Origin of the sequence: Pseudarthrobacter defluvii (genome assembly GCF_030323865.1) — a bacterium.
GTDB lineage: Bacteria > Actinomycetota > Actinomycetes > Actinomycetales > Micrococcaceae > Arthrobacter > Arthrobacter sedimenti.
The window spans coordinates 903,167-929,785 of record NZ_CP066362.1 but is presented as its reverse complement, the minus strand read 5'-3'; the positions used below and the strand labels follow the sequence as shown (position 1 = coordinate 929,785).

The following is a 26,619-nucleotide window of genomic DNA, read 5'->3' as shown; positions in this document are numbered from 1 at the left end:
CCTATCATTAATGCCATGGACGACGTGTTCAAGGCACTCTCCGACCCCACCCGCCGGGACCTGCTCGACGAGCTGTTCCGCGAGGACGGCCAGACCCTGAGCGCACTTGAGGCACGGTTCGACATGACCCGGTTCGGGATCGCCAAGCACCTCCGTATCCTGGAGGACGCCGGCCTGGTGGTCACCCGTCGTCGCGGACGGGAAAAGCTGCACTTCCTGAACCCCGTTCCCATCCGGCTGGTCCACGACCGCTGGGTCAGCAAATTCGCAGAACCATGGGCCGCTGCCCTCAGCGACCTCAAATCCAGATTGGAAAGTCCCATGGAAAAGATCTTCGAGATTTACATCAAGACCACGCCCGAACGGCTCTGGGAAGCCATCACGGACAGCGACATCCGCAGCAAGTACCAGTTCGGCAATACCCTCGAGGCCGACTGGTCCCCCGGCGGCCGGTTTGTCATGGGCAACCCGAAGGCGGGTGCGGCGCTGGGCGAAGGCGAGAACCTTGAGGTGGAGCCGCCGCGCCGGCTGGTGCAGACCATGCGCGCACTGTGGGGCGAGGACGTAAAGGCCGAGGGCACATCCAAAATCACCTGGGAAATTGAGCCGGTGGGGGACTCCTGCCACCTCACGGTCACCCACAGCGACCTGCGCGAAGGCGCCAACGAACAGCTCTACGGCGGCTGGCCGATGATCCTCTCCGGCCTGAAGACGTGGCTGGAAACCGGTGAGAAGCTCACCACACCGGGTTCGCTGATGTACACGTAACTTACGACGGCGGCGGCCGCCCTTGGTGGGGCAGCCGCCGCCGTCGGGGTACTTCCGGGACTACGCCCGGGGGATGCGGACGATGGCAGGTCCCGGCCGGTCAGGTGAGAGCGTGACTTTGAGTCCATCCGCGGCGGCCTCGACAGTTCCGCCGGGTCCCTCCACCGACGCTTGCGCCACGTCAAACGTGCCCGTGTCCAGCGTCAAGGCTGCCTCCGCTCCATCGCCAAGCGAGTCAACGAAGGCCACTACCTCGGTCCCCCGATCCACCCACCGCACCCACGAATCTCCTTGGTCCGTAACCGGAGCGCCCTCCAGCGGGCGGGCACCCACCAGGTACTGCTTGGCGTCAGCCATCCAATGGCCGAGGCCGGTCAGGGCCTGGCGCTGGATGTCGGGGATGGTGCCATCGGCCCGCGGCCCGACATTCAGGAGGAAGTGGCCGCCGCGGGAGACCACGTCCGTCAGGTGGCGGGCCAACTGCCGGCCAGTCAACGACTGCTCCGGACCTTCAACCTGGTTGTAGCCAAAGGAGAAGCCGATGCCCCGGCAGTTCTCCCACTCGGATCCGGACTCGTTCTCCCTGGCCGCTTCATATTCGCTGGTGCCGTAATCCTGCTGGGTAGCGCCCCACCGGTCGTTCACCACGCCATCGGGAACGGCGGAGTAGAAGTGCTCAAACAGCGTTCCCAGCCCATGCGCGCCAAAGTGCTTGCCGGCGTCGGGCCATTCAATGTCGTTCCACAGGACGTGGGGGCGGTATTTGTCGACCAGGTCCACCACATGGTTGTAGGCGTACTCCGCGTAGCCTGCGTCCTTGGGGCGGGACGTATCGTGGACGCTTTCGCTGGTGGTGTGCGGCGGGAAGGGACGCACGTGCCAGTCCAGGCCGCCGGAGTAGTACAGGCCCAGCTTCAGCCCCTTGTCCTCCACGGCGCGGGCAATTTCCCCGATCAGGTCCTTGCCCGGACCACGGCGGACCGTGTTCCGCTCCCCTGTGCCCGGGGCATCCCAGAGAGCGATTCCATCATGGTGCTTGGTGGTGGGAACCACGTAATCGGCACCGGCGAACTTGAACAGGTCCACCCAATCCGCCGGATCGAACTGCTCGGCTTTCCATTGGTCCAGGAAGGCGTCGTAGTCCTCGCCGCCGAACTCCTCCTTGTGGTGCTGCTGGGCAGGGCTGCCGTCAATGCGGATGGTGTTGTAGTACCACTCGGCGTAAGGGTTGTGCTTGAACCACTCGTGATCATCTATGGTGCCAAGGGCGCCGATCGGCTCCGCCCAGGCGGGGACGGAGTAGGCGCCCCAGTGAATGAAGATGCCGAAGGGGGAATTCTGGAACCACTCCGGGACTGGCCGGGATAGGTTGTCCCACTCTTCAGGCGTGGCGATTTCAGTCATGATGCGCTCCAACTCTTGGTGTGCTGTGGACATTCGTCGTGACGGCAGGATTCTGGAGTTGGCGGTCCGGGATGGCCGTGACGTAGTCCTCCACGGCATACAGATGGTTAGCCATTCTGGTCCGGGCACGGTCAGCATCGTGCCGCCTCAGTGCTTCCAAAATGCCCAGATGCTCGCCATGGGTAGTCCGCAGTCCGGCAGCATCATGGATTGACCGCCACATCCGTCCGCGGACTGTCGTGGTGGAGACCGTTTCAATTAGGGCGGACAGCACATGGTTCCTGGATGACTCCGCGATCAGCCGATGAAACTCAAGATCGCATTGCATGGCTACGTCATGATCGACGGGTTTGGCATGAATGGCGTCGTGTGCCCGATCCAGGATGTGCCCAGCCTGCTCCAGTTGCTGCTCGGTAATGGAAACGGCGGCTGCAGCAGCGGCCTCGGTCTCAAGCGCGCGTCGCACTGTATGCACCTGGTTGGCCCGTTCTCCATCCTGTAGGCCCACCCAGAATTCCAGGGCGGACAGTAGGGCAGAGGGCTCCAGGGTGGTGACGAAAGTACCGGCACCCTGTCTGGTTTCCAAGATCCCCATGGTGGACAGGGCACGGACCCCTTCACGCAGGGACCCACGAGACACCTGCAACTCCGCAGCAAGGTCTTTTTCAACGGGCAGCCGGTCCCCCGGCCGCAGCCGACCGGAAGAGAGCATGTGCTTTACACCGGTGATCACGACGTCGGTTTGCGACATAGGGCCGCCGGACACGAGGTCCACTGCCCCGACGCCTCCTGCGGATCTATCATTCATACACTTTCATCCGATCTATTGGTTGGAAAACCGGGCTACGTCCTATAGTGTCACGGAAAAGACCAAAATTCATCAGATGTAAAGGTGACCGCGGGGAAGTCACCTGGACTTTCTGGACCGGAGGGAATCGCTTGCCAAAGATCACCGGATTCGATGTGTTTGACGTACGGTTTCCCACGTCGCTGTCGGCGGACGGCTCGGATGCCATGAACCATGATGCCGACTATTCCGCCGCCTACATCGTGCTGAGGACAGACGACCCCGCACTGTACGGCTGCGGGTTCACGTTCACCATCGGCCGCGGCAACGAAATCTGCGCCGCCGCCATCGAACTGAGGGCCCGGCCCCTCATGGGACGTGACGCCGACAGGATCGGACTCCACCCCGGGGAGACATACCGGGAGCTCAAGCGCGATTCCCAGCTGCGCTGGCTGGGACCAGACAAGGGCGTGGAGCATCTGGCCCTCGGCGCAGTGATGAACGCCGTCTGGGACCTCGCGGCACGACAGGCAGGGAAACCCCTGTGGCAGTTGCTGTCCGATATGACCCCCGAACAGATTGTTGACGCGACGGACCTGAGCTACCTATCGGACGCCCTCACCCGTGAAGAAGCGCTGGGCCTGTTGACCCGCCTTGCGCCCACCAGGGACCAGCGCATCCGGCAACTGACTGAAAACGGGTACCCCTGCTACACCACGTCGGCCGGCTGGCTGGGCTACTCCGACGAGAAGCTCCGGCGGCTGTGCCAGGAGGCTGTGGACCAGGGCTACCGTCACATCAAGCTCAAAGTAGGCGCATCCCTGGAGGAGGACATCCGCCGCCTCGCGATTGCACGCGAGGTCATCGGTCCTGACGGCAACCTGATGATCGACGCGAACCAGGTGTGGGATGTTCCGCAGGCCATCGACTGGGTCAAGCAACTGTCCGAATTCAACCCCATGTGGATTGAGGAGCCAACCAGCCCCGACGATGTCCTGGGCCATGCCGAGATCCGCAGGGCAGTGCAGCCCATCGGAGTGGCCACCGGCGAACACGGCATGAACCGGGTGCTCTTCAAGCAGCTCTTCCAAGCCGCGGCAATCGACTACTGCCAACTGGATGCGTGCCGGCTCGCCAGCGTAAATGAAGTACTCGCCGTCCAGCTGATGGCCGCCAAGTTCGGCATTCCGGTGTGCCCGCACGCCGGAGGTGTGGGTCTATGCGAACTGGTCCAGCACCTTTCGATCTTCGACTTCATCGCCGTGTCAGGTGACCTAACGGGGCGGGTGACCGAGTTTGTCGACCACCTGCACGAGCATTTCGTGGACCCATGCATCATCAAGGACGGTGCCTACGTCATGCCCGCGACTCCTGGATATTCCGCGGAACTCAAGGAACAAACGCTGCAGGAATACGCCTTTCCCTATGGCACCTACTGGGCAGGAACTGACACCGGCCAGGCGGAACAGGCTTGGCGGGCGGGCAACCAAGCCGGCCGGGTTGCCTTCGCGAGCGCACGGATCGAGACACAGGCATGATCAACTACACCCTGACCCACCCGGGGCTGCTGGCGGCGCTCGCCGAGTCCGGTCACGGCACACAGATCCTGGTTGCTGACGCCAACTATCCGCACAACACCGGAGCACCCGCATCCGCCCGTCGCATTGCCCTGAACCTCCGGCCCGGCCTGCTGACAATTGACCAGATCCTCGAAGTCCTGGTCGAGGCAGTCCCTTTGGAGGCGGCAGCGGTGATGACCCCGCCGGACGGAAACTGGACGGAAGCCGTCAAAGGCTACGAACGGACATTGGGCACGGAGGTTCCAATCACGTCCCATCAGCGCTTCGAGTTCTATGACGCCGCCCGCTCGCCCAATGTCGCCGTCGTCATTGCCAGCGGCGATACAAGGCACTACGCCAACCTGCTGCTCACCATCGGTGTGCGGCCCGACGTAACGGCCTGATGGAGGCGCCTTCACTGCAGGTGGTTGACTCCCATGTCCACGTCTGGGATCCGGACGTGCTGGACTACGCATGGCTGGCCGACACTTCCGGCTTGAACCGTCCGTTCCTGCCAAGGGACCTCCCCCACACCCCGGAAAACACGCGTGCCGCCGTTTTCGTGCAGGCCAACTGCCGTGATGACCAGGCACTCAAAGAAGTGGACTGGGTGTCAGGCCTCCGGACGGTCTGGCCCCAGCTCGCCGGGATCGTGGCGTTTGCGCCTATCAGCAAGGGCGACGCCGTCGAGCAGGACCTGGACCAGCTGCTGGAACGGCCCCTGGTCCGTGGGGTCCGGCAGCTGTTCCAGGACCGGGACGAATCCTTCATGCTGCACCAGGACACCCTGGCGGGAGCAAGGCGGGTGGCAGCATCCGGGCTGGTTTTCGACGCGTGTATCCGCAGCGGCCAGATGGCACCCCTCGCGGAGTTTGCCCGGCGTGTGCCTGGGCTGGTGATCGTGCTGGACCACATGGGCAAGCCGCACATCGCCAGTGGGGAGCTCACCGCGTGGCGCAACGGGATGCAGGAACTGGCCCGGTGCGGCAACGTTGCCGTCAAGATTTCCGGCGCCGGCGCGGAAGCTGACCCGGACCGCGCCCTGTCGCCCCAGGCACTGCCGTTCATCCAGGAGACGCTGGATCTCTTCGGGGCGGACCGCTGCATGGTGGGCAGCGACTTCCCCGTCTCCCTGACACGCCCCGATGCTTACCTTGACTGGATCACCACAGTGGAACAGGCGGTCGCAGGCGCATCGGAGGGCGAACGCCGCAACGTGGCGCAGGAAACCGCAGTCCGCGTCTACCGGCTGGAAGCGGCAGCAGAACAGGTAAGCCCACATGAGGAGAAGGACTGACATGCAAGCAGAAACCCGCACCATTCCTGGTACTGACGTCCAACTGCCAGTGCTCGGCTTCGGCGGGGCACCCATCGGCAATCTCTACAGGGAGGTGCCCGAGCAGGAAGCGGTCGACGCCGTCACCGGGGCTTGGGAGGGCGGCGTGCGGTATTTTGACACCGCCCCGCACTACGGGCTGGGGCTGTCCGAACGCCGCATGGGTGCCGCGCTGGCAGGGAAAGACCGCGACAGCTATGTGCTCAGCACCAAGATTGGGCGGCTGCTGCGGCCCAACCCGTCGCCCGAAGGCAAGGATACGGAAGGCTTCGACGTCCCTGACACTGTGCACCGGGTCCGGGACTACTCACGTGACGGGGTGCTGCGCTCCATAGAGGAGAGCCTGCAGCGGCTGGGGACCGACCGGATCGACATCGTCTACATCCATGACCCGGATGATTACTGGGCGGAGGCCGTGGAAGGCGCGGCCCCGGCACTGTCCGCGCTGCGCGACGAAGGGGTGATCCGCGCCTGGGGTGCAGGAATGAACCAGTCCGAAATGCTCCACCGCTTCGTCACCGAGACGGACATCGACGTGGTCATGCTCGCCGGCAGGTACACGCTGCTGGAGCAGGGTGCGGCCCGGGACCTCCTCCCGGCGTGCCTGGAACGCAGCGTCGGCGTGGTAAATGTGGGCGTCTTCAATTCAGGGCTGCTGTCCAAGGAACGCCCCGCCGCCAACGCCACCTACAACTACGCCCCTGCCCCGCAGGAACTGCTGGACAGGGCGAACCTGCTGGCGGACGTTTGCGAATCGCACGGGACCACCCTGCCGGCGGCCGCCCTCCACTACCCCTACCAGCACCCCGCCGTGACAAGCGTTGTCTTGGGCATGCGGACGCCTGCCCAGGTGAAGGGAAACCTGGACCTGGCCGCCCAAAGCGTCCCGGCCGAGTTGTGGACTGACCTGCGCGACCGCGGACTCATCGCCTGAAAGCACAACGACGTACTACCGAGAAAAGAAGAAACGAATGCAATTTGCGCGCATAGGTGCCACAGGCAAGGAAATCCCCGCCCTGCTCCACGACAAGAAGTACTACTCCCTGGAGCAGGTGACGCGGGACATCGATTCCGACTTCTGGGAAACGAATGGGCCGGTGCGCGCTGCAGCGGCACTGGCCGCCGGCGAACTGGCTGAACTCACCGTTGACGGGGTCCGGATCGGGGCTCCGATCGCCAGGCCGTCCTCGGTGATCTGCGTGGGCATGAACTACGCAGCCCACGCAGCGGAATCCGGCTCCGCACCCCCTTCGGTCCCCATCATCTTCCACAAGGCCCCCAACACCGTGGCCGGCCCCTTCGATCCGGTGGCCATTCCGCGCGGTTCCACCAAGACGGACTGGGAGGTGGAACTCGGCGTGGTCATCGGCCGGCGCGCCTCCTACCTGGATTCCCCCTCCCAGGCCCACGACTACATCGCAGGCTTCGTCACCGTCAACGACCTGTCGGAGCGAACGTTCCAGCTGGAGGTATCCGGCGGCCAGTGGTCCAAGGGAAAGAGCTGCGCAGGTTTTTGCCCCACGGGCCCGTACCTGGTGACGCCGGACGAGGTGGATGCCCGCGACCTGCGGCTGCGCAGCTGGGTGAACGGCGACATCCGCCAGGACTCCTCCACCCGCGACCTGATCTTCGGCGTGGAGCAGGTGATCTATGACCTCAGCCAGTTCCTGGTCCTTGAGCCGGGAGACCTGGTCTGCACCGGCACCCCGGAGGGGGTGGCCCTGTCCGGGCGTTTCCCATACCTGAAGGCCGGAGACGTCGTCGAACTTGAAGTGGCGGGACTGGGCCGCCAGCGCCAGGAATTCTTCCAGGGCTAATTACGAAAGGACCGAACAATGGAGTTTGCGGGAATCAAGGCAATCGTCACCGGCGGAGCCTCGGGAATCGGGGCCGCCACAGTGAAGCTGCTCCAGGAGCGCGGGGCGGACGTCGCCGTGCTGGACCTCAACCCCGACCAGGCACCGGCGGGAGTGAAGGCCTTCCACTGTGACGTCTCCAGCGACGCCTCCGTCCGCCGTGCCGTAGAAGAGGCTGCGGAGCAATTGGGCGGGATCGACGTGGTGGTCAACAACGCCGGGGTGGGTGCGCAAGGCACCATTGAGGCCAATGACGACGACGAGTGGCACCGGGTGTTCGACGTCAACGTGCTGGGCATGGTCCGTGTCTCAAGGGCGGCCCTGCCGCACCTGCGCCGGTCCAGCCACGCGGCGATCGTCAATACGTGCTCCGTGGCAGCCACCGCCGGGCTCCCCCAGCGCGCCCTGTACAGCGCTACCAAGGGTGCGGTGCTCTCGCTCACCCTGGCCATGGCAGCCGACCACCTGCAGGAAGGCATCAGGGTCAACTGCGTGAACCCGGGGACCGCCGACACTCCCTGGATTGGCCGTCTCCTCGCCAGCGCACCTGATCCTGCTGCGGAACGGGCGGCGCTGGAGGCACGCCAGCCGCACGGCCGGCTTGTCTCCCCGGAGGAAGTTGCGGGAGCGGTGGTTTACCTTGCCAGCCCGCTCTCCGGGTCCACCACCGGAGTGGACCTGGCAGTGGACGGCGGTATGCAGGCACTTCGGCTCCGGCCCCGTTCCGCCGCCTCCTAGCGCAGCCGCCTCCCGAGCAGAGCAATAGGCACGCGCCACCGGGCCCGTAGCTCGGTAGGGTCGTGTCATGGACAGCGGCGCCCTGGTCAATATTGGGTTGGTACTCGGTTTCGTGCTGCTCGGGGGTGTCTTCGCAGCGGCGGAGATGGCCCTGGTGTCCCTGCGCGAAAGCCAGGTCCGCCGGATCGAGAAGTCCGGGGACACCGGGGCGCGGACGGCAGCGCTGGCGCGCAACCCGAACCGGTTCCTCTCCACGGTCCAGATCGGGGTGACGCTGGCCGGGTTCTTCTCGGCGGCCTACGGCGCTTCGGCGATCGCGCCCGACGTCGTGCCTCTCCTGGAAGCCGTGGGGCTGGGTGCGGCGGCCGGGCCCGTGTCCTTTATCGGCATGACCTTGCTGGTGGCCTATCTGTCCCTGGTGCTGGGCGAACTGGCGCCCAAGAGGCTGGCGCTGCAAAGCCCCGTCGCCTTCACCCGGGTCCTGGCCCCGCCGCTCATCAGTTTTTCGAGGCTCATGCGGCCAGCCATCTGGTTCCTGTCCGTCTCCACTGACGCCGCGGTCCGGCTCTTCGGCGGTGACCCGCGTGCCAAGCGGCCCGGCATCACCTCGGAGGAACTGTGGGACATGGTGGCCGAGAACGAGATGCTCGAAGAGAGCAGCCGGCACATTCTTGCCGACGTGTTCGGTGCCGGAGACCGGACCCTTCAGGAGGTGATGCGCCCCCGCACGGAGGTCGTCTTCATCGACGGCGCCATGACCATCGCGGACGCCCGCACCATGGTCCGCGACGGCCCCTATTCCCGGTTTCCGGTCATCGGCAGGAGTCCCGACGACGTCCTGGGCTTCGTGCACATCCGCGACCTGATGCCAGGCGGCGAGGTGCAGGACCAGGCGCCGGTGCGCGACATCACCCGAAAGATCCTTGCCATGCCGGGGACCAACCGGGTGCTGCCGTCGCTGTCCCGGATGCGCAGGACCAACCAGCACATCGTGCTGGTGGTGGACGAATACGGCGGCACCGACGGCGTGGTCACGCTCGAAGACCTGGTGGAGGAACTGGTGGGCGAGATCTACGACGAGTACGACACCGGCGCCGAGCACGAGGACCGCGTCACCATGGCCAACGGCACCATCGACGTGGACGGGGGCCTGATCCTCCAGGAGTTCACGGCAACGTCCGGGATCGCCCTGCCGGAGGGCCACTACGAAACAGTGGCCGGTTTCATGATGGACCGTCTGGGCCGCCTGCCCACTGCAGGCGACAGGGTCCAGATTCCGGGATACGTCCTGACGGTCCTCAGCATGGAACGGCTGCGGATAGCCCGGATCCGGGTCACCCCGGTCACCAACCATCCCGGCTCCACTGGCTGAAGAATTACGACGGCGGGGGCGCACCCCACGCCATAGGGTCGCGAAGCAGCCGCCGGTCCCGCCATGGGACCAATGGCCCTACGGTCAGGGGCGGGGGCACGTGCTCCCTTACCCCGGCAGGACACATTGCTATGTTCACGAAACGCACCACCCTCATCGGGGCCGCCCTGGCCCTTGGCGCTGCGGCCCTCGCAGCCCCCGCACAGGCAGCAGGCAGCAACGGCGCAGACGTCACCAAGTTCAACGAGTGCACGGTTTATGGCAGTTACCAGACCTGCCGCACGGGCACGGCGGTCAGCCACCAGGTTTCAACCCCCAGCGGCATCCAGTCCACCTCGTCCTCCGGCAACTACACGGACACCCTGACCGCCACGAATGACGGAACTGTTTTAAACACCATCCAGACCCAGACGCACACGCACACACTGACTCGGAACGGGCAGCTCATCGAGATCGGCCAGCATTACCGGCAGCAAACCACGGACGCCACCCGCCAGTGCTGGGAACGGGAAGATTCCCACCAGACGGGCAACAAGGTCCAGTACGACCGTGAGGCGCACTACTGCCCGTGAATGGGTGCCGCCGCTCCTAGGCCTCCAGGCTCCGCTCCAGGAAAGCGAGTGTGCGGGCCCAGGAGTCGGCGGCAGCTTCGGCGTTGTAGGTGTACTTGTTGGTGTCGTTGAAGAAGGCGTGGCCGGCGCCCGGGTACACCACCGCCTCGAACTCCACCCCCGCTGCGCGCATGCGTGACTTCAGCCCAGGCAACTCGTCCATGAGGGCTGCGTCCTGGTCCCCATAAAAGGCCAGGACCGGGCAGTTGATGCCACGCAGCTCTGCGTCCTTAAACTCGGCGTGCCCGTAGAAGGGGACGGCGGCGCGCAGGCGGGGTTCGGAAACGGCCAGCGAGAATGTGTAGGTCCCGCCCAGGCAGAAGCCCGTGGCGGCCACCCGGCCGGTCAGTCCAGCCACGCCCTCCAGGTGGTCGAAACACACGTGCAGCGCAGCCACAGCGTGCTTGGCGTACTCCGGGGAACGGATGGGTGCCATGTGCTTGCGCAGGCGCGGCTGGGCGTTGCTGCGCTGTTGGGGATCGAACGCTGCCTCCTGCAGTTCCCCGCTGAGGTCCGCCACACCGCCGGCTCCGGACAACAGGTCCGGGGCGACCGCCAGGTAGCCTTCCGCGGCAAAACGGTCCGCCACATCCCTGGTGTGGCGCACCAGCCCCCACACTTCGTGGACCACCACCAGTCCGCCCTTGGGGGTCCCGGTCGGTTCACTGACGTATGCCTGGACTGCGGTTTCGGCGTTGCCCAGCGTCATCATGTTTCCCATGGGGCCAGCATGGCACGCTCCCCCGGGCGCTTCCAGTGCCCGAGGGGCCCTTCCCATGGATGGGGCTACGCCTTCTGTTGCCGCCAGAACACGGAAATCCCGAACGTCACTGCGCAGAGCACCACCATGGCCAGCACCATCCGCATCCAGCTCTCCTGGTGCACCCCGCCGGCCGCGAACACCCCGATCATCACCGTGGCGGTAATCGCGCCCACGTAGCGGCAGGTCTGGTAGATGCCGGCCGCCACACCGCGGTCCTGCGGCCGGGTGGACACGAACATGCCCTGATTCGAGGCGATACTCACGGTGCCGTACGGCACGCCCATCAGCGCGGTCAGGACCACCACTAACGGGATGGCCAGCGTCCCGGTCAGCAGCCACATGAGTGCCGCCACCACTGTCAAAAGGACGACGCCGGCCAGCAGCACCCGCCGGACGCCGAACCTTCCCATCGCGGAGACAGCCCAAGGGGTTGCGATTACGGACATACCGGCCAGGGGCAGCATCAGCAGGCCCACGACGCCGGGATCGTAGCCGCCGGCTTCCTGCAGCAGCTGCGGCAGGCCGAAGAAGACGAAGTAGTAGACGCTGCTGAACACGGCGAAGGCCAGGTACACCAGCATCAGCGGCCGGTTCCGGCCCAGCAGCCGCAGGTCCAGGAACGGCTTGGCGAAGCGCAGCTCCCGCCAGGCAAACAATGCCGCGAGGACGGTTCCGGCGGCCAGCATCAACCAGCGGTAGTCCGGCGCCACGTTCAGTGCGGCCATCATGACCAGCAGCAGGGCACCGATGAACCCGGCGATGCCGGGGACGTCGGAGTCCCGCACCAACTCTGCCACACTGCCGTGCTCCCGGACCTTATCCGGTGGTGCGGCCTTCCGGACGATCAGCAGCGCGGCCAGTGCCAGCGGAACGTTGATGAGGAAGAGCCACTGCCAGCCCGCGAAGCCCACCAGCAGGCCGCCGACGACGGGACCCACCGCGGCTGCAGACGTGTTGGCCATCTGCAGCCGGCCAAGCGGACGGGCCGTATCAACCTTCGCCTGGTGGGCCAACTCCCCCACCATCACCACGGCGCTGGGATAGGCCGTGGCGGTGCCCAGTGCCATGACGGCCCGCGCCACGCAGAGCAGCGCGAAGTTCGGGGCCAGCGGAGCCAGGGCACACGTGATGGCCACCAGCGCCATGCCAAGCATGAACATCCGCCGCGGCCCGAACCTGTCGGCCAGCCTGCCCATGACCGGCTGGCCGGCGGCGGAGGCCAGGTAGAAGGAGGTAACAACCCAGGTAACGGCAGCAACGTCGAGCCCGAAGTCCGCGCGAAGCACCACCAGGGCGACAGCGATCATGGACGAATTAAGCGGGTTGAGTGCCGTACCCAGGCTGAGGCCGGCGACGGCCAGGGCAGTCCGGGATTTGTTGCTCACGGTAACAGTCTGGCCCACGGCGGCCGCCCGGGACGATTCGGCGGCCTCCCGGCGCGGTGTGGCGTTCGCTACTTGCCGGCCAATCCCACCGGGAACAACGCGTCCTCCACGGCCCGGGTCAGGTCGCGGATCACCTCCGCCTGGCCGTCGTCGGCCACGCCGTCCGGGTTCTCCGTGTAGATCACCAGTGCGAACGTGGACCCGCCGTAGGTGAGCAGGGCGGCGTCATGCAGTTCGCCGGACACCTCCCCATACTTGTGGTGCACGTTCACTCCCGGCCGGGAGCCAGCGGGAATGAGGTTTTCGTCGTTGGTGTCCTGCATGTAGCTGAGCAGCTGGTCCGTGTTCTCCTTGTTTAGGAGCTCCCCCGCGTACAGCTTCTTCAGGATCAGCGCCATGTCCGCGGCGGTCAGGAGGTTTTGCTCGGGGTCGTAAGTGACACCGATGGAGCCCGCGTAGGCGATCAGCTGTGGGTAGCCCACAGCGTCCATCAGCAGCAGCCAGGAATCGTTGTTGCTGTCATTGACCATGGCCTTGAGCTGGAAGGCGGCGTCGTAGTCGCCCATGGGTGCGTCCAGGCTGGCCTGCCCTTCCTCCACCAGGTGGTAGTAGGCGGCGGCCGTCAGGATTTTCGCCGTGCTGGCTGCCGTAAACGTGTCCTGGTCCCCGAACGTCCGCTCTGCACCCCCGGAGACGTCGGCGAGCGCCAGCCCGATCCGGTATTCGTCCGCTTCGCTCAGGATGTTGTCCACGTTGTCCTGCAACGACGGCGGGGCTGCCGCCACCGGCGCCGCGGGCACGGCGGGCGGGGTGGGGACCACTGCTCCCGACCGCGGTTCCGACCGGACCACCGCCAGGGTGATGGTGCCGACGATCACCACGACCACGATGAGCGCCAGGATCAGCAGCCGTCGGTTGCCCCGGGCTTTACTGGAACTGGGCTTACCGGAGCTGGGCTTGCGCGGCGTAGGCGGCGGAGCGTCGCGGCCTGGTGTGGGCACCACGTGGTGCTCGGACATACAAGGGCTCCTGTCCCGCCTCGGCAAACACAAACAACGTCAGCGCGGCCATGAGCCGCGCTGACGTTGCCGATTAAATCACCGGAGGTTGGGAGCTTCCTGAAGGTCGCGAGGTGTTCCGCGCCACCCTGCTGAGGCGGGGCGCAAGGAGTCATTCTCGGCGTGGAATAGATATCGACGCGCGAATTACTCTGCGCGCACCAAATTGTGGGTGCGCCAGGGAATGAGCGCGTCGAAAACCACTTTGTGCGTCGAAAAAGCGCCTAGCCCCGGGTCCGGGCAGCCAGTGCCGTCTCCAGGAACTCCAGGTGCGCCGGGGTAACTGCCACCACGCTGCCCAGGTAATCCGGGTGCTTGGCCAGGAACTTCTTGATGAACGGGCACACGGGAACGATGCCGCTGCCCGCTTCCACGGTGCTGTCCAGGGCAGCTGTGGCGAGCCGGCCGGCCAGGCCCTGCCCGCCGTATTCCTCGTTGACCACCGTGTGGTAGAAAATCCGCTGCGGCGACTCCCCGCCGTCGTACTCCTTGTACGCTGCCTTTCCAATGACGTTGCCGGCGTCGAGGAGCTCGAAGCGTTCGCGCTCGGGGTTGTGTCGGACCGTGATGTCGCTCAAGGGGAACTCCTTTGCTTGCGGGTGGTGCTGCCCGTGCAAAGCCTAACCCGGCACGGGCAGCACCTATTTCCGCAAGCGGCGGTTCCCTGAAGGCATTACCGCCGCGTCAGCTCAAGTAGCCGTTCGGATTGAGGACGTACTTGGTGGCTGCGCCGGCGTCGAACTCCGCGTAGCCCTTCGGTGCATCCTCCAGCGGGATCGCCTTGGCGTTGACGTTCTTGGCGATGTTGACCTTGTCGTTGAGGATGGCCATCATCAGCTGCCGGTTGTACTTCATCACCGGGCACTGGCCGGTGGTGAAGCTCAGCGACTTCGCCCAGCCGGTGCCAAGGCTCAGGCTGAGGGAACCCTTCTTGGCTGCCTCGTCGATGCCGCCCGGATCGCCGGTGACGTACAGGCCGGGGATGCCCAGCGCCCCGCCCGCCGCAGTGATGTCCATCAGGGTGTTAAGCACGGTTGCGGGCGCCTCCTGCGCGCCCTTGCCGTGCCCACGGGCTTCGAAGCCCACTGCGTCAACGGCGCAGTCGACTTCAGGCACGCCCAGGATCTGCTCGATCTGGTCCTTCGGCTCGCCCTGGGTGAGGTCCACGGTCTCGCAGCCGAAGCTGCGCGCCTGCGCCAGCCGGCCCTCGTTCATGTCGCCCACAATCACGACGGCGGCACCCAACAGGTGTGCGCTGGTGGCCGCTGCTAGGCCCACAGGACCAGCCCCGGCGATGTACACGGTGGAACCAACGCCCACGCCCGCCGTGGTGGCGCCGTGGAATCCCGTGGGGAAGATGTCCGAGAGCATGGCCAGGTCCATGATCTTCTCCATGGCCCTGTCCTTGTCCGGGAACTTCAGCAGGTTCCAGTCCGCGTACGGCACCAGGACATAGTTGGCCTGGCCGCCCACCCATCCGCCCATGTCCACGTAGCCGTAGGCGCTGCCGGGGCGGTCCGGGTTCACGTTCAGGCAGATGCCGGTCTTGCGTTCCTTGCAGTTCCGGCAGCGGCCGCAGGCGATGTTGAATGGCACCGAACAGAGATCGCCGACCTTGATGAACTCGACGTCCCGGCCCACCTCCACCACTTCGCCGGTGATTTCGTGGCCCAGCACCAGGTCTGGCGGGGCGGTGGTGCGCCCGCGGACCATGTGTTGGTCCGAGCCGCAGATGTTGGTGGCCACCGTTTTCAGGATCACCCCGTGGTTGACCGGGCGTCCCACGTTGGCGGGGTTGACCCCTGGCCCGTCCTTGAGCTCGAACGTTGGGTAGTCAATGTCGATTACTTCAACCTTGCCCGCTTCTTTGTAGGCAACGGCTTTGTTCCCTGTCATCTATCACTCCTATAGCCAGGCGTCCGGTGGGACGGCCATGATCTGGGTAGGTGGGACATCCCTCGGGGGAACAGCCCTGGCCCGTCGGTGCTTCCTGAAACTTGGCGTGGTCAGATACCGGTTCCCGGGTGGGGATTCGCCCAGTCTAGGCACGGCCCCCTGAGCGGTCTAGGGGTAGGAAGCCCCTTGTTTACCGGAGTATTCACAGGGGAAGTTCCTATAGTGGCCTACGCTGCACCAACCGGCTTCCAAGAACGCCGGCTGGCCGCTTCCCGGGCAAGTTCCACCTTGAGGAGAACGGCATGAAAACACGCACCATTGGACAACTGACAGTTTCCGCCCTGGGCCTTGGGTGCATGGGCATGAGCGAGTTCTACGGCGACGGCGACGAGCAGGAGGCGATCGCCACCATCCACGAGTTCCTGGACGCCGGCGGGTCGCTGCTGGACACGGCCGATATGTACGGTCCCTTCACCAACGAAAAGCTGGTGGGCCGCGCCATTGCGGGGCGCCGTGGGGATGTTGTGCTTGCCACCAAGTTCGGTAACGAGCGCCGGGAGGACGGGTCCTGGGTGGGCATCAACGGCCGCCCCGAATACGTCCGGGGCGCCTGCGATGCCAGCCTCCAGCGGCTTGGGGTTGACCACATCGACCTCTACTACCAGCACCGGGTGGACAAGACCGTCCCCATCGAGGACACCGTCGGTGCCATGGCGGAACTGGTCCAGGCCGGAAAGGTCCGGCACCTCGGCCTGTCCGAAGCGTCAGCAGAGACCATCCGGCGGGCCCACGCCGTGCATCCCATCACCGCACTGCAGACCGAGTATTCGCTGTGGGAGCGCGAGCCGGAGACCAAGGTCTTTCCGGTGCTCGCGGAGCTTGGCATCGGCTTCGTCCCCTACAGCCCCTTGGGCCGCGGCTTCCTCACGGGCCAGATCCGCAGCGTGGACGACTTCGCCGAGGACGACTTCCGCAAACACTCCCCGCGCTTCCAGGGCGAGAACTTCACCCGGAACCTGGAGCTGGTGGACCGGGTCAAGGAGCTGGCCGACCGGAAAGGCTGCACCCCGGGCCAGCTTGCGCTTGCCTGGCTGCTGGCGCAGGGCGAGCACGTGGTCCCGATTCCGGGCACCAAGAAACGGGAACGGCTGCGCGAAAACCTTGGCGCCGTGGACATCGAACTTGGTGTGGAGGATCTCCAGTTGCTGGACCAGCTGGCACCCGCCGGGGCAACTGCGGGCGCCCGCTACCCGAACATGTCCACCATCGACACGTAAGCTCCGAAGCTCCGCCGGCGGGCGTTTACGTCGGCGGAGCGGGGCTGGCGTAGGGTGGTCCTACGGCTGAAGCAAGCGGCCGCTCTTTTCTTTGTGTGCGGAGCCCGTTTCATGTCCGACAAACCTGCCCTGCGGGCCCTTGCTGAATCAGCCTTCTCCCTGCCCCACCTCCGGGACGGCCAGTTGGCCGGCATGGCCGCCCTCGTCGAAGGCCGCGACGTCCTGGCCGTGATGCCCACCGGCTACGGGAAATCCGCCATCTACCAGGTCGCAGCACTGCACCTGCACCAGCAGACTGGACGTCCCGCCGTCGTGGTCTCACCCTTGATTGCCCTGCAGGAAGACCAGCTGGATGGGCTGTCACAGGACCTCGGCACGGATGCCGCCGTGGCTATCAACTCCTCGCACAGCGACGCGGACGTCGAAGCGTCGTGGAAGGCCGCTGAGGACGGCAAGGCCGTGTTCGTGTTCCTTGCCCCGGAACAGCTGGCAAAGCAGTCCACCGTGGACCGGATCAGGGGCCTGGACATCTCGCTGTTCGTGGTGGACGAAGCACACTGTGTCTCGTCCTGGGGACACGACTTCCGCCCGGATTACCTGGCCCTTGGCAACGTCCGCGAGCAGCTGGGCAGCCCGGCCGTGGCCGCCCTGACCGCCACGGCCTCCCCTCCGGTGCGCGACGAGATCGTGGAGCGGCTCGGCATGAAGGACCCGCTGGTCCTGGTCCGCGGCTTCGACCGGCCCAACATCCGCCTCGACGTGGTCCGGCACCACGAGGACAAGGGCAAGCGCAAGGCAGTGCTGGAACAGGTAGCCGACCTGGCCGGGAAAGGGCAGGGGCTGCTCTACGCCGCAACGCGGAAGGACACGGAGAAGTACGCGGCAAAGCTGGCTAAGGAGGGGCTCCGCGCGGAGGCTTACCACGCGGGCCGTTCGGCCGGGGACCGCGAGCATATCCACGAGCTGTTTTTGGACGACAAGCTGGACGTGGTGGTGGCCACCACTGCGTTCGGGATGGGAATCGACAAACCGAACGTCCGCTTCGTGGTCCACGCCGACATCCCCGAATCGCTCGATTCCTACTACCAGGAGATCGGGCGGGCAGGCAGGGACGGCGAGCCGGCCTCGGCCGTGCTGCATTACCGCTCGGAAGACCTGGGGCTGCGGAAATTCTTCGGCACGCACTCCCCTGACCCCGATTCGCTGCTGGAGGTGCTGAAGGTCCTCAAGGCTGCCCACGCCGCAACCCCCAAGTCCTCCCTTGCGGAGTTGACGGGCTTCAAACCCCGCCGCGTCACGGGCCTGGTCAACCAGCTGGAGGAGATCGGCGCGGTGGCCGTTGGCAAGCGCGGCGTCCGTTTGACGTCCAAAGCAAAGCTGCCCGCCCTGGTGGGTGACGCCGTCGAACTCGCCGAAGCCCGCCAGCGGGTGGACCAGTCCCGACTCACCATGATGCGCGCCTACGCGGAAACGGACGGTTGCCGCCGGCAGTTCCTGCTGGGCTACTTCGGTGAGGACCTGCCCGAGCCCTGCGGGAATTGTGACGGCTGCGCTGCCGCTGCTCCCGCGGACACAGCGAAGGACGGCAAGCCGGACAAGAAGCAGGCGAACAAGAAGGCCGGCAGGAAACAGCAAAGCGCAGCGTCCGACGGCGGCGGCCCGGCTTCCGCCGCCGGCGACGAGCCGTTCCCGCTCCAGTCAGCAGTGGTCCACAAGGAATGGGGGCCCGGCCTGGTGATGCGGCACGAGGACGATGTGATCACCGTGCTCTTCGAGCAGGAAGGGTACAAGACCCTGTCCCGGTCCGCCGTCGTGGAGAACCAACTCCTGAAACCCGCTTAGGTAGGCTGGGGGGACCCTCCAACGAAAGGCCCCCCGCGTGGAAGTACCTGCGTTTGCCTGGACCCTGACCATTGCGGGAATCGTGGGCCTGTTGGCCTTCGACTTCTTCTTCCATGTCCGGAAGGCGCACACCCCCACCATTAAGGAATCGGCCACTTGGTCCGCGATCTACGTGGGAATCGCGGTGCTGTTCGGGCTGGCGGTGCTGCTGTTCGGCGGCCCGGACATGGGCACGGAATACTTCGCCGGCTACGTCACGGAAAAGGCGTTGTCCGTGGACAACCTCTTCGTCTTCCTCATCATCATGGCCAGCTTCAAGGTGCCCCGGGCGGACCAGCAGAAGGTGCTGCTGTTCGGCATCGTATTCTCCCTGATCGCGCGGACGGCGTTCATCTTTTTGGGCGCGGCACTGATCAACAGCTTTGCCTGGGTGTTTTACATCTTCGGTCTCATCCTGCTGCTCACGGCTGGCAACCTGCTCAAGCCGGACGACCACGATGACGACTCCGAAGGCTTGGTGGTCCGACTCGCCCGGAAGTTCCTGCCTGCGTCCCAGCACTACGACGGCGACAAGCTGTTCACCGTGGAGAACGGAAAGCGGGTCCTCACTCCGATGCTGCTGGTGATGGTGGCCATCGGCGGCACGGACATCCTGTTTGCCCTGGACTCCATTCCTGCTATTTTCGGCCTGACCCAGAACGTCTTCGTTGTCTTTACCGCCACGGCGTTCTCCCTGATGGGCCTGCGGCAGCTGTTCTTCCTGATCGACGGCCTGCTGGACCGGCTGATCTTCCTCTCCTACGGCCTGGCGGTCATCCTGGGCTTCATCGGCGTGAAGCTCATCCTGCACGCCCTGCATGAGAACACCCTCCCGTTCATCAACGACGGCGAACACGTCAACGTGGTGGAAGTCAGCACCGGAGTCTCCCTGGGCGTCATCCTGGGCGTCCTGGCGGTGACCATCCTGGCGTCCATCTTCAGTCCCAAGGGCAAGGCCAAGAACGCTGTGTCCGGAGCGCGGCGGCACGCCACCGAATACCTGGACCTCAATTACGAAACGGACATGGCCGAACGCGACAAGATCTTCGCCAAGATGTGCCGGGAGGAGACCCAGATCCGCAAGCTTCCGGAGAAGTACAAGCGACTGGTCCGCAACGAAACCGAGTTCATGGATCTGCTGCGCAACGCCCACTCGGAGCATGACAAGGCGCAGGTCCGGGCAGCTGCGGCGGAGGGCTGACTTCCCGGCATTTTGCCAACTTGGGCCTACCTTTCTTATGCGGCCCCGTTCTTCTTGTTGTTGGCCTGCCCGCTGTTTGTCAGTCCCTCTTGCTAGGTTTGAGGCAGCCATAAAACAGGGCCACGGAAACCGTCTTCGGGCCCGGCTGTCATTGGGGAGGCCCCGTGTTTCTGCTCGACGCTGGTGTTGAAACCGGCTCAAGTGCGCCGCCGGACCTGGTCTTTTCGGCCAGCGATTTGGTGGCTGCCTCCGAGTGTGAGTACCGCACGCTCCGGGTCCTGGACGAAAAGCTGGGCCGCGCCCCCAAAGCCGAGTTCGCGGTTGACGAGATGCAGAAGCGGGCCGGTGAGTTGGGCGACCGGCACGAGCAGACGGTGCTTGCCAGCCTGGTGGCGAAGTACGGCGAGTGGGACGCGAGCCGGGGCTCGGGCGTCTATTCGCTGGAGCGCGGCCAGAACCTGCGCGGTGAGCTGCAGGCAAAGCACGCGGAGACCGAACTCGCCCTCCGCTCCGGTGCGGACGTGGTGTTCCAGGCCACCTTCTTCGACGGCGAATTCCTGGGCTACGCGGACTTCCTGGTCAACGAGGCCGCCGGGACGGGGAACCCGGGGCGGTACGAGGTCTGGGACACCAAGCTTGCCCGGCATGCCAAAGTAGGAGCCCTCCTTCAGCTTGCCGCCTACGGCGACCAACTCCTCGGCATGGGGCTGGAGCCATCGCCTGTGGTCACCCTCGTGCTGGGCACCCGGGTGGGTGACGACTGGCTGCGGAGCAGCCACTCACTGCCGGACCTGCTGCCCGTGTTCCGGGAACGGCGCCGGCGCTTCCGCCAGCTCACAGCCAGCCACCGTGCAGGCGATGCCCCGGTGCAGTGGCAGGAACCCGGCGTCGTGCACTGCGGACGCTGCGACTACTGCGCCGAGCAGGTCAACCTCCACAGGGACCTGCTCATGGTGGCCGGCATGTCCGTTGTCCAGCGACGGAAACTTCATGAATCCAACGTCACCACCATCGACGAACTGGCAGCCATGCCGGCGGCGGAGGCAAAGAACTCCGTGGTCCGGCTCCGCGCCCAGGCCCGGATGCAGCTGGGACTCGATGAGCCGGCGGGGTCCCGCACCTTCACCAAGGACGGCGAGCCGCATACAGTCGCCTACACCGTTCTTCCGGAGAACTCGATCGGGTCTCTTCCGGCGCCCAGCGCCGGGGACATTTTCTTCGACTTCGAGGGCGATCCGCTGTGGCAGGATCCCGCCACAGGCGCCTGGGGCATCGAATACCTCTTTGGCGTCATCGAGGCCCCGGTGGCGGGCGCCGGAGACGATCCTGTGTTCCGTCCGTTTTGGGCGCACTCCCGCTCCGGTGAACGCCGCGCCTTCCTCGACTTCCTGGACTATGTGGAGAAGCGCCGCGCCACCTACCCGGACATGCACGTCTACCACTACGCCCCGTATGAAAAGACGGCGCTAAGGAATCTTTCCCTCGCCCACCAGGCCGGCGAGGACACAGTGGATGACTGGCTGCGGCAGGGTCTGCTGGTGGACCTCTACGCCACGGTGCGGCATTCCATCCGGATCTCGGAGGCGTCGTACTCCATCAAGAAGCTTGAACCGCTCTACATGGGAGACAACCTGCGGTCCGGGGATGTCAAAGACGCCGGCGCTTCGGTGGTGGCCTATGCCGCCTATTGCGCCGCCCGTGATGAAGGGCGCCGCGAGGACGCTGATGCCATCCTGGCCTCCATTTCCGACTACAACCAGTACGACTGCCTGTCCACGCTGCGGCTGCGGGACTGGCTCCTCCGGCTGGAAGAGGATGCCAGTGTTTCGCAGGAGCGCGGCCGGACGGCAGGAGAGGTGGATACAGGCAGGCTTGATGCAGCCGCAATTGGTCCGGAAGCCGGTCCTGTCGAGCTACCCGGGATTGCCGCAGATGCCGGTGGTGAGGCGGTTCCTGCCGAGGAGACACCGGAGGAGGGCAGGCTGCGCGAGTATCTGGCTGCCCTGCCGGACAACCGCCCGTGGACTGAGGACGAACGTGCCGTCGCCATGGTGGCGGCCGCCACCGGGTATCACCGGCGCGAACGCAAGCAGTTCTGGTGGCAGCACTTCGACCGGGTCGAGGCACCGATGGACAACTGGTCCGACCAACGGAACGTCTTTGTCGTTGAATCGGCCGAAGTTTCAGTCGACTGGGCGCTGGCGAAGCCGACGGAAAAGATGCGCACGCGGGTCCTGAAGCTTCGCGGCACCATGACCGAAGGATCCGATTTCCGTGCCGACTCCACATGGTGCCGCTTGTATGATCCACCGGTGCCGGACGGTATGGCCGCCCCCAACGCGGCACCTAATGCGCGGGCCTACACCTTCAAGACCCTCATTGACGACCTCCGGGCAGCTCCCGACAATCCGGAACACACCATCATCACTATTTCGGAGCGGGAGTCCAGGAAAGTCGGCGCCTATGAACACGTCCCGGTGGCGCTGACAGAGGACCAGCCGGTGGCCACCGTCAGTATCGAGGCAGCAATTGCGGAGCTGGCCCGTGCCGTCGGCTCCACACTGCCGTCCCTCCCCGCGCAACCCGGCCTGGACATCCTGCGGAAGCTGCCGCCGCGGTTCCGCTCTCTCCGGGGACCTGCGGAGGTACGGCAAGGCAACGATGGCGCGGCGGATTACGCAGCTGCCATCACTGAGTCCCTGCAGGACCTGGACAACTCCTACCTGGCAGTTCAGGGGCCTCCGGGAACGGGGAAGACTTACGTCGGCGCCCATGTCATTGGCAGGCTCGTCGCCGAAGGCTGGAAGATCGGGGTGGTGGCACAGTCGCACAACGTGGTGGAAAACCTGCTTTGCCGTGCCATCGAGGACGGCGATGTGGATGCGTCCAGTGTGGCCAAAAAGCTGAAAGACCCTCACGACGTCCCGTGGAGTTTGACCGCTGACGGGGATGTGGCACGCCTGCTGGCGTCTTCCGGCGGGTGCCTGGTGGGCGGCACGGCGTGGGTCATGACCGGCAAGGAGGTGCCGCCCGGGTCGCTCGATCTGCTGGTCATCGACGAGGCTGGCCAGTTCTCGTTGGCCAACACGCTCGCTGTGTCCCGCGCCGCGAAGCGGCTGCTCTTGCTGGGTGACCCCCAGCAGCTTCCGCAGGTCTCCCAGGGCGCCCACCCCGAACCGGTGGATGAGTCCGCCCTCGGCTGGCTCGCCACCGGACACGCCACACTTCCCGCGGCCCTGGGCTACTTCCTCGCCGACACCTGGCGCATGCATCCCGAGCTGTGCCGCGCCGTGTCCACCCTCAGCTACGAGGGAAAGCTGAAGTCGGCTCCGGCCGCGGCCCGCCGCGAACTGGAGCAGTTGGCCCCCGGGGTGGAGACCGTCTTCGTCAACCACACCGGCAACACCACGGCCTCCAAGGAAGAAGCCGACGAAGTGGTGCGGCAGGCCCAACGCCACCTGGGCCTGAAGTGGACTGCCGGCGCAGGCAGCGAAGCGCGGCCGCTGGAGCAGCAGGACCTGCTGGTGGTGGCCGCGTACAACGCCCAGGTCCACCTGATCCGAAAGCACCTGGCAGAGGCTGGACTGCCGGAGGTTCGGGTGGGCACCGTGGACAAGTTCCAGGGCCAAGAGGCACCCGTGGTGTTCGTTTCGATGGCGTGCTCGGCGGTGGCCGAGGCACCCCGCGGCGCAGAGTTCCTGCTGAACCGGAACCGCGTCAACGTAGCGGTTTCCCGTGGCCAGTGGCGCGCCGTCATCATCCGGTCCCCCGAACTCACCAACTACATGCCGCACAAGCCTGCGGCCTTGGAGGAGCTGGGCGCGTTCATCGGCCTCAGCCCTCGGGAGTAGCCGCGGGAGTCCGGCCGGTCGGAAGATCTGCGTGCGGTAAGAGGCTCGGGGTTGGCGGCGCCCAGGTTGGGCGGGCGGGCCTCGTTGGAGCAAATCCCGGGTAGGTCAGCCCACCCCGAAGCCGCGGTATTTTCCGCCGGCTTCGGACATCGAGCTGTCCACCCGCTCCACCCGGCCGGGAGTGCGGTCCGAGTTCAGCCAGTCCAGCAGTTTGCGGACCTGTGGCTGGGGCCCCTCGGCAACCACGGATACCGAACCGTCGGCGAGGTTCTTCACCTCACCCGACAAGCCAAGGTCCTCCGCCGTACCCATCGTCCAGTAACGGAAGCCCACACCTTGGACCATGCCGAACACCCGGGCGTCCAACCGCACGCTGTCCTGCTCTGGGCCGTCCTGCGTCCGTTCGTGCCTGCCCATGCCGGGCCTCCTAAGGAAACATCGGCGTGCCCAACCGGGTAGCAGCAGGTGCCGTTGTGAGTGTCAAAACGACAGTAACTGCTGCCCGGTTGGGCACTCAACGCTTAGTTGATGGTGATGTCGCGGGTGGCGTGGTTGTAGCGGATGGTCACGGTGCCACCGGTGTGGTGCAGTTCGTGGTTGGGGCCGTCGAACGTGCCGAAGGCGCCGTAGTTCTCATCCCACGAACGGTTCAGGGCAATCTTGAAGGTGTAGTAACCGGCGGGAAGCTCGGCGCTCTTCTTCCACAGCTGGTCCAGGAAGTCGAACTCCATCTGAGCTTCGTCGTACTGCGGTGCCCAGTCCTCAGGCGCGCCCAGGAAGGTGTTGAAGTCACCCACCACGGCCACAGCCTCGGGCTGCGGCAGGGTCTCAACGTCAGGGCCCTCGAACGGCTCAGCAGCGCCGGCCGCTGTGGACGTTTCTACAGGGGCAGCAACAGCTTCGGCTTTGTCCTTGGCGGGAGACTTGCCCTTGCGGACGGCCTTCACCACGGGCTCCACGGCGTCTTCGAGCGCCTTGGCTGCCTTGCCCACAGCGGAGGCTGCCTTCTTCGCGGGGGCCTTCTTGGCCGTTTTCTTCGGTGCTGCTTCCTTGGCCGGAACCTCCAGCGTTGCCGCGGTGGCGGAAACCGGGCGGACAAAGCCCTCGGGAGCCGTGGGAACGGGAGTGTCGGCAGGGACCGGGGTGCCGGCGTCGAGCGCTGCCGCAAAGGAATCAACGTCCGGGAAGGCAACGGTGGCGCGCATGCCGTCCTCGGTGATGGTCCAGCCCGAGCGGCCCTTGATCAGCCAGCCCGCCTTGACCAGCTTGGCGGTTGCCGAGGTGAGGGTCTTGTGGCCCCGCGGGATGCCGCCGCTGAGGAGTTCGGCCTCATGCTCGTTGAACGGCACGCGGGCGGTTGCTTCCGCCAGGACCTGGCCAGCATTCAGTGCATCGCCGGACCACACGCCTTCGGTCAGGACCTCCAGCACGGTCTTGAGCCGAAGGTAGGTGTTTTCTGCGGTGGACTTGGCCATGATTCCCCTTATATAAAAGCGATCGGTCTTAGGCATCTTGCCAACAGCCCATTAAATCGCGCGACTTTAATTGGTTAACTCTGCGTGTCGTGACCGACTGTGAAGCGGATGGTGCCGCAAGTGAGGCGGAGGTCTCGGGTAAGGGCTGTCTGCATAACCCTCAAGCGCTGACATGGGTGCTGCCTTGCACTCCCCAGACACGCCTGCGGCACCTAGTTTACCGGGCTGAAAGCACCGCTGTTGCGCCCGACACAGGAGCCGTCAGTCGGACACTTCCCTGCCGTTGAGTTCCGCCAACAGTTCCGCCTTCCGCTCCTCCGAAGCGAAGGAGGAGTGGATGGAGTTCGCAGCCAGGCGTGCCTTGTCGAAATCGGAGAGGTCGAACACCGCGGTGAGCTGCGTGAAGTTGTCATCCACGTAGCCGCCGAAGTAGGCAGGATCGTCCGAGTTGACCGAAACATTGAGCCCTGCCGCGAGCATGGCCGGCAACGGATGGTCCGCCAGGGTGTCCACGGCACGGAGCCGGACGTTGGACAAGGGGCAGACGGTCAAGGGAATGCGTGCGTCCACCAGGCGCTCCACCAGGTCGGGATCGTCCATGCAGCGGATGCCGTGGTCGATCCGTTCCACACCCAGGAGGTCCAGGGCCTCGACGATGTACGACGCCGGACCCTCCTCCCCCGCGTGCGCCGTCAACCGCAGGCCTGCTTCACGCGCCTTCGCGTACAACCGCTCGAACTTGGACGGCGGGTTTCCCACTTCGGCCGAGTCCAGGCCGATGGCGCCGATGGGTGCGTTCATGGCCAGCAGCCGGCCCAGCACCTCCAGCGCCGAGTCCTCCGGCAGGTCGCGAAGGAAAGCCGCGATGAGGATGGTGGAGATCCCGTACTCCTCCTCGGAAGTCGCCAGCACCGAGGCCACACCCTTAACGCACGCCTCGAGGGGGATGCCTCGGGAGAGGTGCGCCTGCGGGTCCATCATGATTTCGGCGTGCCGGACCCCCGCGGCGGCTGCCCGCTCCAGGTAGGCGCGGGTCATGTCCGCAAAGTCCTGTTCGGTTTGGAGCACTGCCATATTGGCGTAGTAGAGGTCCAGGAAGGACTGCAGGTCGGTGAACTCGTACTTCTGGCGCAGTTCGTCCAGCCCGGAGTACGGCAGGGTAATGCCGTTGCGCTCGGCCAGGGCAAAGATGAGCTCGGGCTGCAGCGTGCCCTCAATGTGCAGGTGCAGTTCGGCCACCGGAAGGGGCTTGGCAGGGACCGCAGTTTCCACGGGTTCCATTTCGGTTTCGGGCATGGTGCTGCCGCCGGCAAAGTTCTCCATCCGGTCAGGATAGTGCCCCTCCCGGTTTCGCGCCTGCCCGGGAACCCGCAACCTCTGCGAACCACAGCGTTACGTGCT

General features: G+C 65.5%; 23 protein-coding genes. 13 read left to right on the top strand and 10 right to left on the bottom strand.

The annotated features are described in order from the left end of the window. The first annotated feature begins 15 nt into the window (after positions 1–15). On the top strand, positions 16–768 hold the full coding sequence (locus JCQ34_RS04370; protein ID WP_286402249.1) for an ArsR/SmtB family transcription factor: 753 nt from the start codon (positions 16–18) through the stop codon (positions 766–768). A 60-nt stretch (positions 769–828) separates the two neighbouring features. Here JCQ34_RS04370 and JCQ34_RS04365 read toward each other — a convergent pair whose 3' ends face one another. Further along, on the bottom strand, positions 829–2,172 hold the full coding sequence (locus tag JCQ34_RS04365) for an alpha-L-fucosidase (protein ID WP_286402246.1): 1,344 nt from the start codon (positions 2,170–2,172) through the stop codon (positions 829–831). Continuing rightward, complete coding sequence (locus JCQ34_RS04360; protein ID WP_286402243.1) at positions 2,165–2,947, bottom strand: FadR/GntR family transcriptional regulator; 783 nt, start codon at positions 2,945–2,947, stop codon at positions 2,165–2,167. The genes JCQ34_RS04365 and JCQ34_RS04360 overlap by 8 nt, the downstream gene beginning before the upstream one ends. Before the next feature lie 164 nt (positions 2,948–3,111). Between JCQ34_RS04360 and JCQ34_RS04355 the strand changes: the two genes are divergently transcribed. The 8 genes from JCQ34_RS04355 to JCQ34_RS04320 all read left to right on the top strand — a co-directional run bounded on the left by JCQ34_RS04355 (position 3,112) and on the right by JCQ34_RS04320 (position 10,392). Continuing rightward, positions 3,112–4,497, top strand: coding sequence for an L-fuconate dehydratase (locus JCQ34_RS04355; RefSeq protein ID WP_286402240.1), 1,386 nt, complete (start codon positions 3,112–3,114; stop codon positions 4,495–4,497). Further along, entirely contained in the window at positions 4,494–4,922 is a 429-nt protein-coding gene (locus JCQ34_RS04350; protein WP_286402237.1) for an RbsD/FucU domain-containing protein, read from the top strand. Before JCQ34_RS04355 ends, JCQ34_RS04350 begins: the two co-directional genes overlap by 4 nt. Next, a complete protein-coding gene (locus tag JCQ34_RS04345; protein WP_286402235.1) occupies positions 4,922–5,815 on the top strand; it encodes an amidohydrolase family protein in 894 nt (297 codons plus the stop codon). The genes JCQ34_RS04350 and JCQ34_RS04345 overlap by 1 nt, the downstream gene beginning before the upstream one ends. 1 nt (position 5,816) lies before the next feature. Further along, entirely contained in the window at positions 5,817–6,788 is a 972-nt protein-coding gene (locus tag JCQ34_RS04340) for an aldo/keto reductase (RefSeq protein WP_286402232.1), read from the top strand. A gap of 37 nt (positions 6,789–6,825) precedes the next feature. Beyond that, positions 6,826–7,671 (top strand): fumarylacetoacetate hydrolase family protein, encoded by an 846-nt coding sequence (locus JCQ34_RS04335; protein WP_286402230.1) that lies wholly within the window; start codon positions 6,826–6,828, stop codon positions 7,669–7,671. A gap of 18 nt (positions 7,672–7,689) precedes the next feature. Further along, positions 7,690–8,448, top strand: coding sequence for an SDR family NAD(P)-dependent oxidoreductase (locus tag JCQ34_RS04330; RefSeq protein ID WP_286402227.1), 759 nt, complete (start codon positions 7,690–7,692; stop codon positions 8,446–8,448). A gap of 67 nt (positions 8,449–8,515) precedes the next feature. Then, positions 8,516–9,820: a hemolysin family protein gene (locus tag JCQ34_RS04325; protein WP_286402224.1), complete on the top strand. Its 1,305-nt coding sequence runs from the start codon at positions 8,516–8,518 to the stop codon at positions 9,818–9,820. A 131-nt stretch (positions 9,821–9,951) separates the two neighbouring features. Continuing rightward, positions 9,952–10,392 (top strand): hypothetical protein, encoded by a 441-nt coding sequence (locus JCQ34_RS04320; RefSeq protein ID WP_286402222.1) that lies wholly within the window; start codon positions 9,952–9,954, stop codon positions 10,390–10,392. 16 nt (positions 10,393–10,408) lie between these two features. Here the strand turns inward: JCQ34_RS04320 and JCQ34_RS04315 are convergent, their stop codons facing one another. From JCQ34_RS04315 to fdhA, 5 genes are all read right to left on the bottom strand, one after another. Next, positions 10,409–11,152 carry a dienelactone hydrolase family protein gene (locus JCQ34_RS04315; RefSeq protein WP_286402219.1) on the bottom strand — a complete coding sequence of 248 codons (744 nt, stop codon included), beginning with the start codon at positions 11,150–11,152 and terminating at the stop codon, positions 10,409–10,411. A gap of 65 nt (positions 11,153–11,217) precedes the next feature. After that, positions 11,218–12,579, bottom strand: a complete 1,362-nt coding sequence (locus JCQ34_RS04310; RefSeq protein ID WP_286402216.1) for an MFS transporter — start codon at positions 12,577–12,579, stop codon at positions 11,218–11,220. Between the two features lie 68 nt (positions 12,580–12,647). Then, a complete protein-coding gene (locus tag JCQ34_RS04305; protein ID WP_286402214.1) occupies positions 12,648–13,598 on the bottom strand; it encodes a serine hydrolase in 951 nt (316 codons plus the stop codon). 263 nt (positions 13,599–13,861) lie between these two features. Next, a complete protein-coding gene (locus JCQ34_RS04300) occupies positions 13,862–14,215 on the bottom strand; it encodes a GNAT family N-acetyltransferase (protein WP_286402211.1) in 354 nt (117 codons plus the stop codon). A 106-nt stretch (positions 14,216–14,321) separates the two neighbouring features. Further along, positions 14,322–15,533: a formaldehyde dehydrogenase, glutathione-independent gene (gene fdhA / locus JCQ34_RS04295; RefSeq protein WP_286402208.1), complete on the bottom strand. Its 1,212-nt coding sequence runs from the start codon at positions 15,531–15,533 to the stop codon at positions 14,322–14,324. Positions 15,534–15,835: 302 nt separating this feature from the next. Between fdhA and JCQ34_RS04290 the strand changes: the two genes are divergently transcribed. The 4 genes from JCQ34_RS04290 to JCQ34_RS04275 all read left to right on the top strand — a co-directional run bounded on the left by JCQ34_RS04290 (position 15,836) and on the right by JCQ34_RS04275 (position 23,743). Further along, entirely contained in the window at positions 15,836–16,810 is a 975-nt protein-coding gene (locus JCQ34_RS04290; RefSeq protein ID WP_286402206.1) for an aldo/keto reductase, read from the top strand. A 111-nt stretch (positions 16,811–16,921) separates the two neighbouring features. Further along, positions 16,922–18,652: a RecQ family ATP-dependent DNA helicase gene (locus JCQ34_RS04285; protein ID WP_286402203.1), complete on the top strand. Its 1,731-nt coding sequence runs from the start codon at positions 16,922–16,924 to the stop codon at positions 18,650–18,652. 37 nt (positions 18,653–18,689) lie between these two features. Continuing rightward, positions 18,690–19,892, top strand: coding sequence for a TerC family protein (locus JCQ34_RS04280; RefSeq protein WP_286402200.1), 1,203 nt, complete (start codon positions 18,690–18,692; stop codon positions 19,890–19,892). A gap of 164 nt (positions 19,893–20,056) precedes the next feature. Beyond that, positions 20,057–23,743, top strand: a complete 3,687-nt coding sequence (locus JCQ34_RS04275) for a TM0106 family RecB-like putative nuclease (protein WP_286402197.1) — start codon at positions 20,057–20,059, stop codon at positions 23,741–23,743. 105 nt (positions 23,744–23,848) lie between these two features. Here JCQ34_RS04275 and JCQ34_RS04270 read toward each other — a convergent pair whose 3' ends face one another. From JCQ34_RS04270 to JCQ34_RS04260, 3 genes are all read right to left on the bottom strand, one after another. Then, positions 23,849–24,160: an acylphosphatase gene (locus JCQ34_RS04270; protein WP_286402195.1), complete on the bottom strand. Its 312-nt coding sequence runs from the start codon at positions 24,158–24,160 to the stop codon at positions 23,849–23,851. A 104-nt stretch (positions 24,161–24,264) separates the two neighbouring features. Further along, the gene (locus JCQ34_RS04265) at positions 24,265–25,218 is read right to left on the bottom strand and encodes a pullulanase X25 domain-containing protein (protein ID WP_286402194.1); all 954 of its coding nucleotides are present in this window, start codon (positions 25,216–25,218) and stop codon (positions 24,265–24,267) included. 261 nt (positions 25,219–25,479) lie between these two features. Then, entirely contained in the window at positions 25,480–26,541 is a 1,062-nt protein-coding gene (locus tag JCQ34_RS04260) for an adenosine deaminase (protein ID WP_286402192.1), read from the bottom strand. Positions 26,542–26,619 lie beyond the last annotated feature (78 nt).

What these genes read in the sequence shown, in the direction of transcription:
- JCQ34_RS04370 (WP_286402249.1), top strand. Translation starts at nt 16, where the DNA reads ATGGACGACGTGTTCAAGGCACTCTCCGACCCCACCCGCCGGGACCTG.
- JCQ34_RS04365 (WP_286402246.1), bottom strand. Translation starts at nt 2,172, where the DNA reads ATGACTGAAATCGCCACGCCTGAAGAGTGGGACAACCTATCCCGGCCA.
- JCQ34_RS04350 (WP_286402237.1), top strand. Translation starts at nt 4,494, where the DNA reads ATGATCAACTACACCCTGACCCACCCGGGGCTGCTGGCGGCGCTCGCC.
- JCQ34_RS04345 (WP_286402235.1), top strand. Translation starts at nt 4,922, where the DNA reads ATGGAGGCGCCTTCACTGCAGGTGGTTGACTCCCATGTCCACGTCTGG.
- JCQ34_RS04340 (WP_286402232.1), top strand. Translation starts at nt 5,817, where the DNA reads ATGCAAGCAGAAACCCGCACCATTCCTGGTACTGACGTCCAACTGCCA.
- JCQ34_RS04335 (WP_286402230.1), top strand. Translation starts at nt 6,826, where the DNA reads ATGCAATTTGCGCGCATAGGTGCCACAGGCAAGGAAATCCCCGCCCTG.
- JCQ34_RS04330 (WP_286402227.1), top strand. Translation starts at nt 7,690, where the DNA reads ATGGAGTTTGCGGGAATCAAGGCAATCGTCACCGGCGGAGCCTCGGGA.
- JCQ34_RS04325 (WP_286402224.1), top strand. Translation starts at nt 8,516, where the DNA reads ATGGACAGCGGCGCCCTGGTCAATATTGGGTTGGTACTCGGTTTCGTG.
- JCQ34_RS04320 (WP_286402222.1), top strand. Translation starts at nt 9,952, where the DNA reads ATGTTCACGAAACGCACCACCCTCATCGGGGCCGCCCTGGCCCTTGGC.
- JCQ34_RS04315 (WP_286402219.1), bottom strand. Translation starts at nt 11,152, where the DNA reads ATGGGAAACATGATGACGCTGGGCAACGCCGAAACCGCAGTCCAGGCA.
- JCQ34_RS04305 (WP_286402214.1), bottom strand. Translation starts at nt 13,598, where the DNA reads ATGTCCGAGCACCACGTGGTGCCCACACCAGGCCGCGACGCTCCGCCG.
- fdhA (WP_286402208.1), bottom strand. Translation starts at nt 15,533, where the DNA reads ATGACAGGGAACAAAGCCGTTGCCTACAAAGAAGCGGGCAAGGTTGAA.
- JCQ34_RS04290 (WP_286402206.1), top strand. Translation starts at nt 15,836, where the DNA reads ATGAAAACACGCACCATTGGACAACTGACAGTTTCCGCCCTGGGCCTT.
- JCQ34_RS04285 (WP_286402203.1), top strand. Translation starts at nt 16,922, where the DNA reads ATGTCCGACAAACCTGCCCTGCGGGCCCTTGCTGAATCAGCCTTCTCC.
- JCQ34_RS04270 (WP_286402195.1), bottom strand. Translation starts at nt 24,160, where the DNA reads ATGGGCAGGCACGAACGGACGCAGGACGGCCCAGAGCAGGACAGCGTG.
- JCQ34_RS04265 (WP_286402194.1), bottom strand. Translation starts at nt 25,218, where the DNA reads ATGGCCAAGTCCACCGCAGAAAACACCTACCTTCGGCTCAAGACCGTG.
- JCQ34_RS04260 (WP_286402192.1), bottom strand. Translation starts at nt 26,541, where the DNA reads ATGGAGAACTTTGCCGGCGGCAGCACCATGCCCGAAACCGAAATGGAA.